At 73.6% G+C, this 14,103-nt stretch carries 14 protein-coding genes; 11 read left to right on the top strand and 3 right to left on the bottom strand.

Annotation, left to right across the window (positions count from 1 at the left end):
• Nucleotides 1-96: 96 nt before the first annotated feature.
• Nucleotides 97-810, top strand: a complete 714-nt coding sequence (locus tag ACIRF8_RS12240) for a class I SAM-dependent methyltransferase (RefSeq protein WP_404213709.1) — start codon at nt 97-99, stop codon at nt 808-810.
• A 27-nt stretch (nt 811-837) separates the two neighbouring features.
• Here the strand turns inward: ACIRF8_RS12240 and ACIRF8_RS12235 are convergent, their stop codons facing one another.
• Nucleotides 838-1,812, bottom strand: a complete 975-nt coding sequence (locus tag ACIRF8_RS12235) for an oxidoreductase (RefSeq protein WP_404213707.1) — start codon at nt 1,810-1,812, stop codon at nt 838-840.
• Nucleotides 1,813-1,897: 85 nt separating this feature from the next.
• Here ACIRF8_RS12235 and ACIRF8_RS12230 point away from each other — a divergent pair, with 85 nt between their 5' ends.
• Together ACIRF8_RS12230 and ACIRF8_RS12225 are read left to right on the top strand one after the other, a co-directional pair.
• Nucleotides 1,898-2,506 (top strand): TetR family transcriptional regulator, encoded by a 609-nt coding sequence (locus ACIRF8_RS12230; RefSeq protein WP_404213705.1) that lies wholly within the window; start codon nt 1,898-1,900, stop codon nt 2,504-2,506.
• A 94-nt stretch (nt 2,507-2,600) separates the two neighbouring features.
• Nucleotides 2,601-3,221 carry a TetR family transcriptional regulator gene (locus ACIRF8_RS12225; protein WP_404213703.1) on the top strand — a complete coding sequence of 207 codons (621 nt, stop codon included), beginning with the start codon at nt 2,601-2,603 and terminating at the stop codon, nt 3,219-3,221.
• A 4-nt stretch (nt 3,222-3,225) separates the two neighbouring features.
• On the opposite strand, the gene ACIRF8_RS12220 is transcribed toward ACIRF8_RS12225, so the two are convergent.
• Both ACIRF8_RS12220 and ACIRF8_RS12215 read right to left on the bottom strand, forming a co-directional pair.
• Complete coding sequence (locus ACIRF8_RS12220; protein WP_404214264.1) at nt 3,226-4,281, bottom strand: SMP-30/gluconolactonase/LRE family protein; 1,056 nt, start codon at nt 4,279-4,281, stop codon at nt 3,226-3,228.
• A gap of 98 nt (nt 4,282-4,379) precedes the next feature.
• Nucleotides 4,380-5,438 carry an SDR family NAD(P)-dependent oxidoreductase gene (locus tag ACIRF8_RS12215; RefSeq protein ID WP_404213701.1) on the bottom strand — a complete coding sequence of 353 codons (1,059 nt, stop codon included), beginning with the start codon at nt 5,436-5,438 and terminating at the stop codon, nt 4,380-4,382.
• 211 nt (nt 5,439-5,649) lie between these two features.
• On the opposite strand from ACIRF8_RS12215, the gene ACIRF8_RS12210 reads away from it, so the two are divergent.
• The 8 genes from ACIRF8_RS12210 (at nt 5,650) to ACIRF8_RS12175 (ending at nt 14,072) form a co-directional block, all read left to right on the top strand.
• Nucleotides 5,650-7,467 (top strand): flavin-containing monooxygenase, encoded by a 1,818-nt coding sequence (locus ACIRF8_RS12210; RefSeq protein WP_404213699.1) that lies wholly within the window; start codon nt 5,650-5,652, stop codon nt 7,465-7,467.
• A gap of 91 nt (nt 7,468-7,558) precedes the next feature.
• Nucleotides 7,559-8,740, top strand: coding sequence for an amidohydrolase family protein (locus ACIRF8_RS12205; RefSeq protein WP_404213697.1), 1,182 nt, complete (start codon nt 7,559-7,561; stop codon nt 8,738-8,740).
• Nucleotides 8,741-8,907: 167 nt separating this feature from the next.
• A complete protein-coding gene (locus tag ACIRF8_RS12200) occupies nt 8,908-9,567 on the top strand; it encodes a YceI family protein (protein ID WP_404213695.1) in 660 nt (219 codons plus the stop codon).
• Nucleotides 9,568-9,723: 156 nt separating this feature from the next.
• Nucleotides 9,724-9,834 (top strand): putative leader peptide, encoded by a 111-nt coding sequence (locus ACIRF8_RS12195; RefSeq protein ID WP_404213693.1) that lies wholly within the window; start codon nt 9,724-9,726, stop codon nt 9,832-9,834.
• An 88-nt stretch (nt 9,835-9,922) separates the two neighbouring features.
• Nucleotides 9,923-11,158, top strand: coding sequence for an LLM class flavin-dependent oxidoreductase (locus ACIRF8_RS12190; protein WP_404213691.1), 1,236 nt, complete (start codon nt 9,923-9,925; stop codon nt 11,156-11,158).
• Nucleotides 11,159-11,178: 20 nt separating this feature from the next.
• On the top strand, nt 11,179-12,552 hold the full coding sequence (locus ACIRF8_RS12185) for an NtaA/DmoA family FMN-dependent monooxygenase (protein ID WP_404213689.1): 1,374 nt from the start codon (nt 11,179-11,181) through the stop codon (nt 12,550-12,552).
• 148 nt (nt 12,553-12,700) lie between these two features.
• Nucleotides 12,701-12,826 (top strand): putative leader peptide, encoded by a 126-nt coding sequence (locus ACIRF8_RS12180; protein WP_404213687.1) that lies wholly within the window; start codon nt 12,701-12,703, stop codon nt 12,824-12,826.
• A 280-nt stretch (nt 12,827-13,106) separates the two neighbouring features.
• Nucleotides 13,107-14,072: a TauD/TfdA dioxygenase family protein gene (locus ACIRF8_RS12175; protein ID WP_404213685.1), complete on the top strand. Its 966-nt coding sequence runs from the start codon at nt 13,107-13,109 to the stop codon at nt 14,070-14,072.
• Nucleotides 14,073-14,103 lie beyond the last annotated feature (31 nt).

Here is a 14,103-nt window from a genome sequence, read left to right as displayed (position 1 = left end):
AGGGGCGTACACAAGTGCCACCCAGACACTACCACCCGACCCCGGGGGTGCGGCAAGAGCGATGTCCGGCGGCCCACCGCCCTATGCTGATCCGCCATGTTCACCCCCCAGGGCCCCACCCTCCGCGAGCTGGCCGTCCAGGCGCTGTCGTCGGTCGAGCGCGGCTACGACCTGCTCGCGCCGAAGTTCGACCACACGCCGTTCCGCACGCCCGATCTGCTGCTCGGACCGGTCACGCGGGCCCTGCGCGACCTGGGCCCCTACGGCACCGGGCTCGACCTGTGCTGCGGGACCGGGGCGGGGCTCGGCGTGCTGCGGGAGGTGTGCGCGGGGCGGACCGTGGGCGTCGACTTCAGCGCGGGCATGCTCGACGTCGCCCGCCGCGGCGAACCCGCGGCCTCCTACGTGCGCGGGGACGCCCTCGCGCTGCCCTTCGGCCCCGTCTTCGACCTGGTGGTGAGCTTCGGCGCGTTCGGCCACTTCCTGCCGGGGCAGTACCCGGACCTGTTCGGCCAGGTCCGCCGCGTGCTGCGGCCGGGCGGGCAGTTCGTGTTCCCGCTGCCCGCGCCCCCGTCGCCCGGATCGCGCGGGTACTGGGCGATGCTCGGCTTCGACGGGGTGATGCGGGTGCGCAACGCCGTGTGGCGGCCCCCGTTCGTCATGTACTACCGGCCGTTCCGACTCGGCGACGTGCGCGGGGAGTTGGGGCGGGCCGGGTTCGAGGTCACGCTGCGGGCGCTGCCCGAACTGGGCGAGCGGCCCGACGGGAGTCCGCGCTGCCGGCTCGTCGTGGCCACCCGGCCCGGATAGGGCCCGCCCCGCCCCGCCCCGCCGCGTTCAGCGCACCGGATCGGGGAGCGGGAAGCGCACCCGGGTCAGCTCCTCCGACACCTCCCACAGGCGCCGCGCCACCTCGGTGTCCAGGGCGCCCGGCGCCGGCCGGACCCGGGTCGGGGCGCCGCGCAGCTCGCCCTTGCCGTCCGGGCCGATGAACTCCCCGCCCCGCACGCCGGGTTCGGTCGCCGCGTACACCTGCGGCAGCGCGCCGCGGTCCGCGGACTGCGCCAGCGGCCTCGCGAGACAGCCGAAGACCAGCCGCGGCACCCAGGCCGTACCGTTCGTCTGGAGGCCGGTCGCGCTGTAGCCGGGATGCGCGAGCACGCTGCGCAGCGGGGAACCGGCCGCGCTCAGCCGCCGGTGCAGTTCGAGACCGAACAGGGTGTTGGCCAGCTTCGACCGCCGGTAGAACTCCATCGGGACATAGCGGCGTTCACCGCTCAGGTCGTCGAAGTCGATGCGCCCCTTGCGGTGTTCGAGCGAGCTCACCGTCACCACCCGCGGATCGGGCGCCTGCGCCAGCAGGTCGAGCAGCAGCCCGGTGAGCGCGAAGTGCCCGAGATGGTTCGTCGCGAACTGCGACTCGTGGCCCTGCGCGCTGAGGGTGCGGGGCGGCGCCATCACCCCGGCGTTGTTGACCAGGACGTCGAGGTGCGGGTGGTCGGCGCGCAGCCCGTCGGTGAAGGCGCCGACCGAGGCGAGGTCGGTGAGGTCCAGCCGGCGCACCTCGACCCGCGCGTCCGGCCGCGCGGCGGTGATCGACGCGGCGGCCGTACGCCCCTTGTCCGGGTCCCGCACGGCCAGGACCACGTGTGCGCCCCGGTGGGCGAGGGCGCGGGCGGTCGCCAGGCCGAGACCGCTGCCCGCCCCCGTGACGACGACCACGCGCCCCGCCTGGTCCGGGATCCGGTCAGCCGTCCACGGTTCCCGGGGCGTCACCGGACGGTTCCGCTGCTCTGGTGTCTTCTCGTCCATGCGGCACAGCCTGACTTCGATGGCACTTGGTGTCAAGATGCGTCTGAGTGTCAAACAAGGCATGGGATGCATGTAGGCTGGGGGTGTGAGTACCCGACCTCCTCTGAGCCTGGCCCAGCGCAAGCGGCAGCTCGTCTCGGACGAACTGACCGAGGCGGCGCTCCAGTTGCTCGCGCTCAAGGGCTTCGACACCGTCACCGTCGACGAGATCGTCGCGGCCGCCGGTGTCTCCAAGCGGACCTTCTTCCGGTACTTCGCGTCCAAGGAGGACGTCGTCGTCCAGTTCCTGGCCGACATGGGCGCGGACATGCGGGCCGCTCTCGCGGAGCGCCCGGCGGACGAGTCGCCGGCCGAGGCCCTGCTGCACGCGGTGCGGGTGCCCGTCACCACCTGCGCCGCCGACTCCGAACGCGCGCTGCGCGTCGTCCAGTTGATCCTCCGCACCCCGGCGCTGCACGCCCGGTTCCTGGAGCGCCAGGTCCAGTGGCGCGACGACCTCGCGGAGGAACTGGCGGCCCGCGTCGGCCTCGACCCGCGGACCGACCTCTACCCGCGGCTCGCCACGGGCACGGCGCTCAACGCCTTCCACGTCGTCCTGCAACGCTGGAGCGCGAGCGACGCGGCCCAGGACCCGGTCGCCCTCCTCGACCGGGCGTTCGCGTCGATCTCCCGCTCCCTGGACGCGCCCGGGTGAGGGCGCACACGCCCGGGATACGTACCTCGCAGGCCCCTGCGCGCCCGGCCCGACCTGCCCGGACGGTGCGCGGGCCGCGTACTAGGCTGCCCCGGTGACGAAGCCCGCGGGGTCCCAGGAACCACAGTCGGCCGTCCCGCGCGCGGGCGCCGCGGGGGGCGGTCGCCCGGCCAACCAGGGGCCGCGGGTCGCTGCCCGCAACAGGGCCGCCCTCGTCGCCGCCGCCCGCGAGGTCTTCGCCGAGCAGGGCCTGAACGCCCCGCTGTCCGCCGTCGCGCGCCGCGCGGGAGTGGGGCAGGGCAGTCTCTACCGGCACTTCGCGGACCGGGTAGCGCTGGCCTCCGCCGTCCTGGACGAGAACGTGCGGGACATCGAACGGGCCGCCGCCGAACCCGGCGCGGGCCTCCCGAGCGTCCTGGGCGTGGTGACCTGGCACATGACGCGTTCGACGGCCTTCGTCGACCTGCTGCGGATCCGCGGTGACAGCGCGGAGGGCCGGGCGCTGGCCGCGCGTGTCCACAGCGTCCTCGCCCGGTGCCGGCCCGCGAGCCACGGGCTCGGCGCCGACGACCTGATGCTCGCCGTCGCGATGGTCTCCGGGGCCGTGCACGGCCCCACCCCGGCGGAGCGTGAGCGGGTCGCCCTGCGCGCGTGGCGGTTGCTCGGCGTCGAGGTGGGGCCGTTGCGGCCCCCGGCGGCGGCCGTCGAGGGGTGAGGGGTCAGCCGCCGTTGGACTGGCGGATGCCCTTGCCCGGGGCGGTGAACCCGTAGACGTATCCGCCGGCGGGACCGCTGACGGTCATGTAGGCCGCGGTGCCGCCCGGCGTGATCGCCACATTGGTGGCCGACCGCAGGCCCCCGGCGTCCTCGGCGGGGACCTCGACGGTGGCCAGGCGCGCCCCGTACTTGTTGTAGACGGCGAGCGCGGGGCGGCCGTGCAGCGCCTGGTAGAGGTTGCCGCCGGCGTCCACGGCGAGGGAGTCGGTCTGGGCGAGCCCGCCGTCGACGTGGATCGCCTCGTGCCGGGAGGTCACCGTCGTCCGTTCGGCGTCCAGCAGGAGGTAGGAGACGGTGTCCTCGGCGAGCTCGCTGATCCACAGCCCGCGCAGCTCCGGGTCGAACATGATGCCGTTGGGCTGGGCCAGCCCGTCGGCCAGGACGGTGGCCTTCCTCCCGTCGCGGTCGACGCGCACGACACGGCCGTCGGTCTCGTCCGGCTCCGTACCGTGCGCGTCGCTGATGTACAGGTTGCCGTCGTCGTCGAAGGCGATGTCGTCCGGCGTCATCCGCGCCCCGTCGACCGCGCCGGAGAAGAACGTGCGCGGGTCCGTGCCGTCCCGCGCGATGCTGACGACGGCGCCCGTGGCGAAGTCGGACAGGTACATACGGCCGTCGTACGGGCTGACCTGCGCGGAGGTGTACGCCCCCGTCTTGTCCGTGTAGAGGCCCCGGTGCCTGCCGGTGGCCAGGTCGACGGAGATGACCTTGGGCTCGCCCGCGGGCGCGGTGACGTCCACGAGCCAGAGGTGGCCGTGCCCGTCGAGGACGGGGCCCTCCAGGAGCGTCATGCCGGTCGCCTCGTGGACGTCGCTCACGTGGGCGACCCGGGCGGCCCGGATGCCTCTGCCCTCGCCGGACGGGACGGGCTTCCCGGCCGAGGCGGCGACGGGCCGGGGGTCGGCGGGCCCGCTCCCGGCGGACTGCGTGCCACAGGCCGTCAGCGTCAGGGCGCCGACGGCGATCAGACCCGCCAGGGTGCGGGACGCGCGATGCATGGTCATACGCGATGTGCTCCTTCCTGTCGTCCGGGAGAGCCGGACGTCGGGGCGGCGTGCGGGGGACGTGCTTGCTGTCCGGGAGCGGGCGCCGGGGCTCAGGCGACCGACCATCCGCCGTCGGACGGCAGGATCGCGCCATTGATGTTGACGGAGTCCTCGCTGAGCAGGAACGTGATCGACGCCGCCAGCTCCTCGGCCATGGCCAGGCCGGGGATCGCGACGCGCATCCTCGCGGTACGGGCCGAACCGTACGGCGCGGGGGCGGGCACCGGTATGCCGGTGGCGACCGCGCCCGGGGCGACGGCGTTGACGCGTACCCCGGTGCCCGCGTACTGGTAGGCCGACGACCTGGTCAGGCCCACGAGGGCGTGCTTGGAGGTCGTGTAGGCGGCGCCGGCCGCCGAACCGCGCAGGGCGGCCTCCGAGACGACGTTGACGATCCGGCCGCCGCCCGCGGCGAGCATGCCGGGCAGGACGGCGCGCATCAGCCGCATGGGACCGTCGACGTTGACCCGCATGACCCGGTCCCAGATCTCGTCGTCGACCTCGTGGACGGCGGCGTCGTCGTCCATCACGCCCGCGACGTTGGCCAGGCCGTCCACCCGGCCGCCCGCCGCGCTCAGGACGGCCTGCGCCGACGCGGGCGCGGTGATGTCCGCGGTGACCGGGACGACGGAGCCGCCCAGGTCGGCGGCGAGGTCCGCGACGCGCTCGGACACGTCGACGGCGACCACCCGGCCCCCTTCCCGCACGATGCGGGCGGCGACCGCCCTGCCGATGCCGGAGGCGGCACCGGTGACGACGACGGTCCGGCCGTCGAAGCGGCCGGGCGTGACCTGCTCGGTCCACGGTTCAGGGGTGCCGATCTCGACGCTCGCCGCGGGCTCCGCCGCGGGCGCGGTGGCCGCCGGGGGAGCGATCGGCAGTTCCTCGGGGACCACACCGGTCTCGGCGGCGGTCACCAGGACCTCCATGAGTCCGGGCGGAAACGTCTCACCGGCCAACCGCACGAGCTGTTCCAGCGGCAGGCCGAGAGCGGGGGAGAGGGCGTCCTCGCTCTGGCCCTGGGCGGCGAGCATGCCGCGCAGGACCTGTCCGGCGGCGGGATCCGCCAGCCAGTCGCGCAGCGGGGAGGCGGGGGTGACGTCCGACATCGCGGGCCTTTCGGGTCCGGGGCCGACCCGGTCCGGTCAGGTGCGGGTCGACGCGGGGGTGCGCGGGGCCGCGACGCAGCGATCCCGCCACAACCGGACAACAGTGTCCGGTTGTGGGGTTACGGTACCCGGAGCCGTGCGGGACGCTCGACCGGGCACCGCCCCCCACCCACGCGGCCTCTGCGTCCACCCCCACGGAAGGAACCGCCCGATGGCCCTGCCGCACTGCGACAACCCGCCCACCCCGCAGGAGACGGCCGCGCTGCGCGAGCGCTACCGCGCGGAGCGGGACCGCCGCGTGCGACCCGAGGGACCCCGCCAATACCGGTCCACCAACGCGGAGTTCGGCTACTTCGCCGCGGACCCCTACGTCGGCGAGATCGCTGAGCGCGCACCGCTGCGCGACACGGTGGACGTCGCGATCGTCGGCGGCGGCTTCGGCGGGATCCTGGCGGGTGCACGGCTGCGCGCACAGGGCGTGGCCAGGGTCCGCGTCGTCGAGCAGGGCGGCGACTTCGGCGGCACCTGGTACTGGAACCGGTACCCGGGCGTGCACTGCGACATCGAGTCGCACGTCTACCTGCCGATGCTGGACGAGACCGGGTACGTACCCGAGTGGAAGTACGCCCCCGGCGAGGAGATCCGCCGGCACGCGGTGCGCGTCGCCGCGCACGCGGACCTGTACGAGCACGCCCTGTTCTCCACCGCCGTCACCTCCCTGGACTGGGACGACGCGGCCGAGCAGTGGGTGGTCGGCACCGACCGCGGCGACGCGTTCCGCGCCACCTACGTCGTCACCGCCACCGGCACGCTCACCGAGCCCAAGCTGCCCGGCATCCCCGGCATCGAGGAGTACGCGGGCCACACCTTCCACACCTCCCGCTGGGACTACGGGTACACCGGCGGCGGCCCCGAGGGCGGCCTGACGGGGCTCGCGGGCAAGCGGGTCGGTGTCGTCGGCACCGGCGCGACCGGCGTGCAGGTCATCCCCGTGCTGGCCGAGTCCGCCCGGCAGTTGTACGTCTTCCAGCGCACCCCCTCCGCCGTCGACGTGCGCGGCCAGCGGCGCACGACACCGGACGAGGTCGGGGCGGACCGTCCCGGCTGGGCGGCCGAGCGCCGCGAGAACTTCCTGCGGATCGTCTCCGGGGAGGGCGCCGGCCAGGACCTGGTCGACGACGGCTGGACGGAGTCGGCCGCCCTCCTGGAGAAGCTGCTGCCCAGCTTCCGCCGCGACGGCGAACCCGGCTTCGAGGAGGCGTACGAGGCCGCCGACCACGCCACCATGAACCGGATACGGCAGCGGGTCGCCACCGAGGTCACCGACCCGGACACGGCCGCGGCCCTCCAGCCCTGGTACCGGTACGCGTGCAAGCGGCCCACCTTCTCCGACCTGTACCTGCCCGCGTTCAACCGCGACAACGTCACCCTCGTCGACACCGCCGCCACCCACGGCATCGAACGCATGACGAAGCGCGGCGTCGTCGTGGGCGCGGCGGAGTACGAGGTCGACTGCCTGATCTTCGCCACCGGGTTCTCCGTGGGCGTCTCCGGCATCACCTCGGGGAAGCTCCCCGTGACCGGCCGCGGCGGTGTTCGGCTCCTGGACGAGTGGGCGCGGCGGGGCCCGCGCTCCCTGCACGGCTTCACCGGCCACGGCTTCCCGAACCTGATCCGGATGGGTCCCCTCCAGAACGCCAGCAGCGTCAACTTCACCCACATCCTCGACGAACAGGCCGTGCACGCCGCCGCCCTGATCGTCGCCGCGGAGGAGAGGGGCGCCGTCGTCGAACCGGCGCCCGAGGCCGAGGACGCCTGGGTCGGCCTCTGCGCGCAGGGCGCCCCGGACCACGCCTGGTTCCACGCCGAGTGCACCCCCGGCTACTACAACGCCGAGGGCCGCGGCCGACCGAACGGTCCCACCGCCTACCCGCACGGCGCCGTCGCCTTCCACGAGCTGCTGCGCCGCTGGCGCGCGGAGAACATCGACGAGGCTCTCCGGGCCAGGTCCTCCGCGGCGCCCCGGTAGCCGCGTGCCCCAGCGGGGTGCGTGAGCGAGGCGGTACGTTCCGTCATGGCTGCCCGACAACAGCCCTGCCGCGCAAGGAAAGAGAGCCGTCATGCTCCTCACCGCCGCTCACGTCCTGGCCGGGCCCGACCGGCACCCTCTCCCCGACGGGGCCGTGCTCGTCCGCGACGGCGCCATCGCCTGCGTCGGGCCGCGCGAGGAGGTCCAGCGCCACGCCCGGCCCGGCGAACCCCGGCTCGCCTTCCCCGCGGGAACGCTGCTGCCCGGCCTCATCGACGCGCACGTGCACCTGTGCTTCGACGGTGGCACCGAACCGGTCGCCACCCTGCGGCAGCAGGACGACGAGGCACTGTTCACCGCCATGAAGGAGCGCGCCCGGCAACTCGTCGGCGCCGGTGTCACCACCGTCCGCGACCTCGGCGACCGGGGCGGCCTCGCGGTGCGCCTCGCCGCGTCCGTCGCCGCGGGCGAGACACCCGGCCCGCGGATCGTCTCCGCCACGGCACCGCTCACCCCGCCCGGCGGGCACTGCTGGTTCCTCGGCGGCGAGGCCGCGGGCACCGACGAGGTACGCCGTCTCGTGCGCCGCAACATCGAGGCCGGAGCCCAGGTCATCAAGGTCATGGCCACCGGGGGCCGCCTCACCGAGGGCGGCGCCGAGAGCTGGCAGACCCAGTTCGGCGCGGGGGAGTTGGCGGCGGTCGTCGACGAGGCGCACCGCGCCGGGCTGCCGGTCGCCGCCCACGCCCACGGCACCGACGGCATCGCCGCCGCGGTCGAGGCCGGTGTCGACACGATCGAGCACTGCACCTGGATGACGGCCACCGGCACCGACCTCCGCGAGGACGTGCTCGCCCGGATCGTCGAGCGGGGCATCCACGTGTGCCCGACGGTCAGCCCGCACTGGCGGACGCTGCCGCGGATCTTCGGCGCCGAGCGCGCCGAGGCCCTGTTCGGCGCCGTACGACGGATGGCGGAGGCGGGCGCGCGGCTCGTCGCGGGCACCGACGCGGGGGTGCAGCGCGCGGGCTTCGACGGTCTCGCGTCGAGTCTCGCCTTCTACACGCACCTGGGTGTGCCGACCGACCGCGTCCTCGGCATGGCCACGACGGAGGCCGCGGACGCGCTGGGGCTCGGCGCCGAGACGGGTCAGCTCACCGCCGGCTACCGCGCCGACCTGCTCGTGGTCGACGGGGACCCGCTCGCCGACCTCGGCGCGCTCGGCTCCGTGGAGGCCGTGGTGGCGGCGGGCAGGCACCTGTCGCCCTCGTGACCGTGCGTGAGAGCCGGCCACTGGTCGTGCATCCACATACGTGCTGATCGTGTGCATCTTTGCAGGCCGCTCCATGGAACCCGGACGAGGCGTCCCATCTCGCTACCGGGCGCAGGGCGTCCGCGTGATAGCACGGAGTGATCAGACTCGAAGGAGACGACGACATCATGGGTATCTTCAGCCGTCGCCCGACCGCGACCCTCGAACCGACGCCCGTCGCCGGTCCCGGCACGCCGTTCCCGGCCGCCGAGGCCGCCGGTGTCGCGCTCGACCCGGCGCTGCGCGCGCTGACCGGCGAGTGGACCATCGACCGTCCGCACAGCCGCGTCGGATTCTCCGTACGGCACGCGATGGTCACGACGGTGCGCGGCGCCTTCGCCGACTACGACAGCACGCTGTACTTCGACGGCGCCCGGCCCGAACGCTCGCGGGCCGAAATCGTCATCAGGGTCGCCAGCGTCGACACGGGTGTGGAGCAGCGCGACGCACACCTCGTCGGCAAGGACTTCTTCGACGCGCGGCGCCACCCGGAGATGGTGTTCCGCAGCACCGCCACGGTCCACGAGGGCGGCGAGACGTTCCGGATGACGGGCGACCTGACCATCAAGGGCGTCACCCGCCCCGTCGAGCTGCACCTCGACTACCTGGGCTCGGTCCTGGACCCGTTCGGCTTCGAGCGAGCCGGTTTCGACGGCACCACCACCATCGACCGCACCGACTGGGGCCTCGTCTACAACCAGCGGCTGGAGGCCGGCGGCACCATGGTGAGCGAGAAGGTCCGGCTCCAGTTCGACATCTCCGCGATCCGGGCCACGCCCCTGTCGTAGCACCTGACGTCCCCCGGCGCCCTCCCCGACCCCGGTCGGCGGAGGGCGCCGGCATGTGGAGTGTCCTCCGCGAAATTTCATGCGTCTGCAACGATTTATCGTTCATCTCCCTGCTAGACATGGTCCTTGGCCCGGTACGACGGACGGAGGTGGGGCATGCGACGCGAACACTGCCCGCGCACGCTGAACCCCCGCCGCCGCGTCCGCCTCCACTCGCGGCCGTACATCGACCTGCGGCGCGTCGCCACCGCGCTCTGTCGTCCCTGAGCGACCTCAGCTCTCTCGCCGGACGCCCGCTTCCACCGCCGCGTCCGCGCCCGTCCCGCGCTGCACACGCGCCGGGCGGCGTTCCGTCATGAACTCTCAGGAAGGCACACCCGTGTCCTCAGCATCGATCCCCGCGCTGCACCTGGCCGTCGCCCTCGACGGCACCGGCTGGCACCCGGCCTCCTGGCGTGAGCCGGTGGCCCGGCCGCGCGACCTGTTCACCGCCGGGTACTGGGCGGACCTGGTCGCCGAGGCCGAGCGCGGGCTGCTCGACTTCGTCACCTTCGAGGACGGGCTCGGCCTCCAGTCCTCCCACCCCTTCGAACCCGACGGCCGCGGCGACCAGGTCCGCGGCCGTCTCGACGCCGTCCTGCTCGCCGCCCGCATCGCACCGCTCACCCGCCACATCGGCCTGGTGCCGACCGCGGTGGTCACCCACACGGAGCCCTTCCACCTCTCCAAGGCCATCGCGACCCTCGACTACGTGAGCACCGGGCGCGCCGGGCTGCGCGTGCAGATCTCCGCCCGTCCGAACGAGGCCGCCCACTTCGGCCGCCGCACCATCCCCCGCATCGACCCGGAGCGGCTGCCCGAGCAGTGGGCGCTGGCGTCCGGACTCTTCGACGAGGCCGCCGACTACGTGGAGGTCGTCCGCCGCCTCTGGGACAGTTGGGAGGACGACGCCGAGATCAGGGACGAGGCGACCGGCCGCTTCGTCGACCGCGGCAAACTGCACTACATCGACTTCGAAGGGCCCCACTTCAGCGTGAAGGGCCCCTCGATCACACCCCGGCCTCCCCAGGGCCAGCCCGTCGTCACCGCTCTCGCCCACCAGACCATCCCGTTCCGGCTGGTCGCCCGGCAGGCCGACATCGGCTACGTCACCCCGCACGACGCCGACGAGGCCCGCGCGATCGTCGACGAGATCCGTGCCGAACAGCGGGAGGCGGGCCGTGCGCAGGAGCCCCTGCACGTCTTCGGTGACCTCGTCGTCCTGCTCGACGAGGACCCGGCCGCCGCGCGCGCCCGCCTCGCCCGCCTCGACGACCTGGCCGGCACCCCGTACACCAGCGACGCGCGCGTCTTCGCCGGCACGCCCGCGCAACTCGCCGACTTGCTGCAGGAGTTGCGGGCAGGGGGGTTGACCGGGTTCCGGCTGCGGCCCGCCGTCCTCGGCCACGACCTGCCGGCGATCACCCGCGGCCTCATCCCCGAACTCCAGCGCCGGGGCGCCTTCCGCCGCGCCTACGAGGCCGACACCCTGCGCGGCCTCCTCGGCCTCGCGCGCCCCGCCAACCGCTACGCAGCCACCGCGACCGCCTGAGCCGGACGGAGAACGCAGACATGAGCAAGCCCCTGAAGCAGATCCATCTGGCCGCCCACTTCCCCGGCGTCAACAACACCACCGTGTGGAGCGACCCGAACGCCGGAAGTCACATCGAGTTCAGCTCGTTCGCGCACTTCGCGCGGACCGCCGAACGCGCCAAGTTCGACTTCCTCTTCCTCGCCGAAGGGCTGAGGCTGCGCGAACAGGGCGGAAAGATATACGACCTGGACGTCGTCGGCCGCCCCGACACCTTCACCGTCCTCGCCGCGCTCGCCGCCGTCACCGACCGCCTCGGACTGACCGGCACCATCAACTCCACCTTCAACGAGCCCTACGAGGTGGCCCGCCAGTTCGCCAGCCTCGACCACCTCTCCGACGGCCGCGCCGCCTGGAACGTCGTCACCTCCTGGGACGCCTTCACCGGCGAGAACTTCCGCCGCGGCGGCTTCCTCCCGCAGGAGGAGCGCTATTCGCGGGCGCAGGAGTTCCTGGCCACGGCCGGTGAACTCTTCGACTCCTGGCGCGGCGACGAGATCGTCGCCGACCCGGCCACCGGCACCTTCCTGAGCGACGCGAAAGCGGGCTCCTTCGTCCACACCGGCCGACACTTCGACATCCACGGCCAGTTCAACGTCCCGAGGTCCCCCCAGGGCCGCCCGGTGATCTTCCAGGCCGGGGACTCCGAGGAAGGCCGCGAGTTCGCCGCGTCCAGCGCCGACGCGATCTTCAGCCGGTACGCCACCCTCAAGGAGGGCCAGGCCTTCTACGCGGACGTCAAGCGCCGCCTCGCCGCCTACGGCCGCACCCCCGACCAGCTCAAGATCCTGCCCGCCGCCACCTTCGTGCTCGGCGACACCGACGCCGAGGCCGAGGAACTCGCCCGCGACGTGCGCCGCCGGCAGGTCAGCGGGGCCACCGCGATCAAACACCTCGAATTCGTCTGGAACCGCGACCTGAGCGGGTACGACCCGGAGGGGCCGCTCCCCGACATCGACCCGGACGTCAGCGACCGCCACATCGCCGAGGGCCGCGCCCAGGTCCGCATGTACCGCGACCCGCTGGCCACCGCCCGCGAATGGCGCGAACTCGCCGCCGCCAACGGCTGGTCCATCCGCGACCTGGTCATCAACACGGGCAACCGGCAGTCCTTCGTCGGCTCCCCGGCCACCGTCGCGAGCGCCATCGACGAACTCGTCCAGGCCGACGCCAGCGACGGCTTCATCCTCGTCCCGCACATCACCCCCGGCGGCCTCGACACCTTCGCCGACCGGGTCGTCCCGCTCCTCCAGGAACGCGGCGTCTTCCGCACCGAGTACGAGGGCCCCACCCTGCGCCACCACCTCGGCCTCGCCCACCCCGACGACGCCCCAAAGGAGCAGGCCGCCTCGTGACGTTCTCACCCCATCCGCCTACACGACATTGCAACAGGGCGGCAACACAGGGCTGTTGACGGTGGGTGCCCCTGGCCCCGATCATCGTTGGCAGCATCACGTACACGAAACCGGCGGAGTCGTCCGCCACGCAGCGAGGGGAGTCACGATGCGGATCCGCCGACCGGCCGCCGCGTCCGTCACCGCCCCCGTCGCGCCCCGCGACGCACACCTGGCCGCGCGCATCCACATCGACCTGCGCCGCGTCGCCACCGCCATCTGTCGCCGCGTCTGACGCCTCCGGCCGGCTCCTTCCGGGCCGGCCGGACCGTCCGCTCCTGAGCGCCAGTCCTCGCTCTCACCCGCGCCGAGACGGGCCCGCACCGCTCGCCGCCGCGCGTCCCACGTGCGCCCGGCCCGCCTCAAGCCCTCCTCCCGGCAGCACACGTGTGCACACCCCGATGGGCGCCTCACGATGTGCCCGCCGCCAGGGCCGCACGCCCAGCCCCGGCTCATGACACCGGCCCCCTGAACAGGGCTCGTGCTCCCTCACACCTGACACCCGGAGATCACCCATGTCCGCATCCGTCACCAGCGCTCTCACCGTCCGGCCCGTCGCCGGGCACATCGGCGCCGACATCATCGGCGCCGACCTCTCCCGCCCGCAGTCGCCCGAGGAGGTCGGCGTCATCCGCGACGCCCTGCTCCGCTGGAAGGTGGTCTTCTTCCGGGAACAACGCCTCGACCACGCCGCGCAGATCGCCTTCGCCCGCCAGTTCGGCGACCTGACGTACGCCCACCCGCACGACGAGGCTCCGCCCGAGGGGTATCCGGAGATCTACACGATCGACCCCAAGCGCTTCGAGCAGCGCTACAAGGACGGCCTCCAACGCCAACGGCGCAGGCGCAAGTACAGCTACTTCGGCGGCTGGCACACGGATGTCACCCCGGCCGTCAACCCGCCGGCCGCCTCGATCCTGCGGGCCGAGACGGTCCCCGAGTACGGCGGCGACACCACGTGGACCAACACCGTCGCCGCGTACGAAGGACTGTCGGCGCCGGTGCGTGCCTTCGTCGACGGGCTGCGGGCCGAACACCGCTACGGCGGCGACGAGGCACCGACGGGCGACAGCGACTACGCCCGCCGCGTCAACGACAACCTGCTCGTCGCCCACCACCCGGTGGTACGCGTCCACCCGGAGACCGGCGAGCGCGCGCTGTTCGTGTCCCCCGGCTTCGTCAGCCACATCCTCGACGTGACCCCGCGCGAGAGCCGCGCCCTGCTCCACCTGCTCTACGAGGAGCTGACCCGGCCCGCGTACACGGTGCGGTTCCGCTGGGAGCCGGGCAGCGTGGCGTTCTGGGACAACCGCGCCACCGCCCACCTCGCCCCCGACGACCTCGACCACCTCGACGTGGAGCGCACGCTGCACCGCGTCACGCTGATCGGTGAGGTCCCGGTCGGACCGGACGGACGCGCCTCCGAGCGGATCTCCGGCAAGCCCTTCACGGCCGACCACCGGGTCGTGGTCGCCGCCTGACACACCCCTCGGCCCACACACCCACGTCACC

It is taken from the genome of Streptomyces sp. NPDC102406 (assembly GCF_044765725.1).
Classification (GTDB): Bacteria; Actinomycetota; Actinomycetes; order Streptomycetales; family Streptomycetaceae; genus Streptomyces.
The sequence above is the reverse complement of the archived record's forward strand: the minus strand, read 5'-3'. Positions and strand labels throughout refer to the sequence as shown.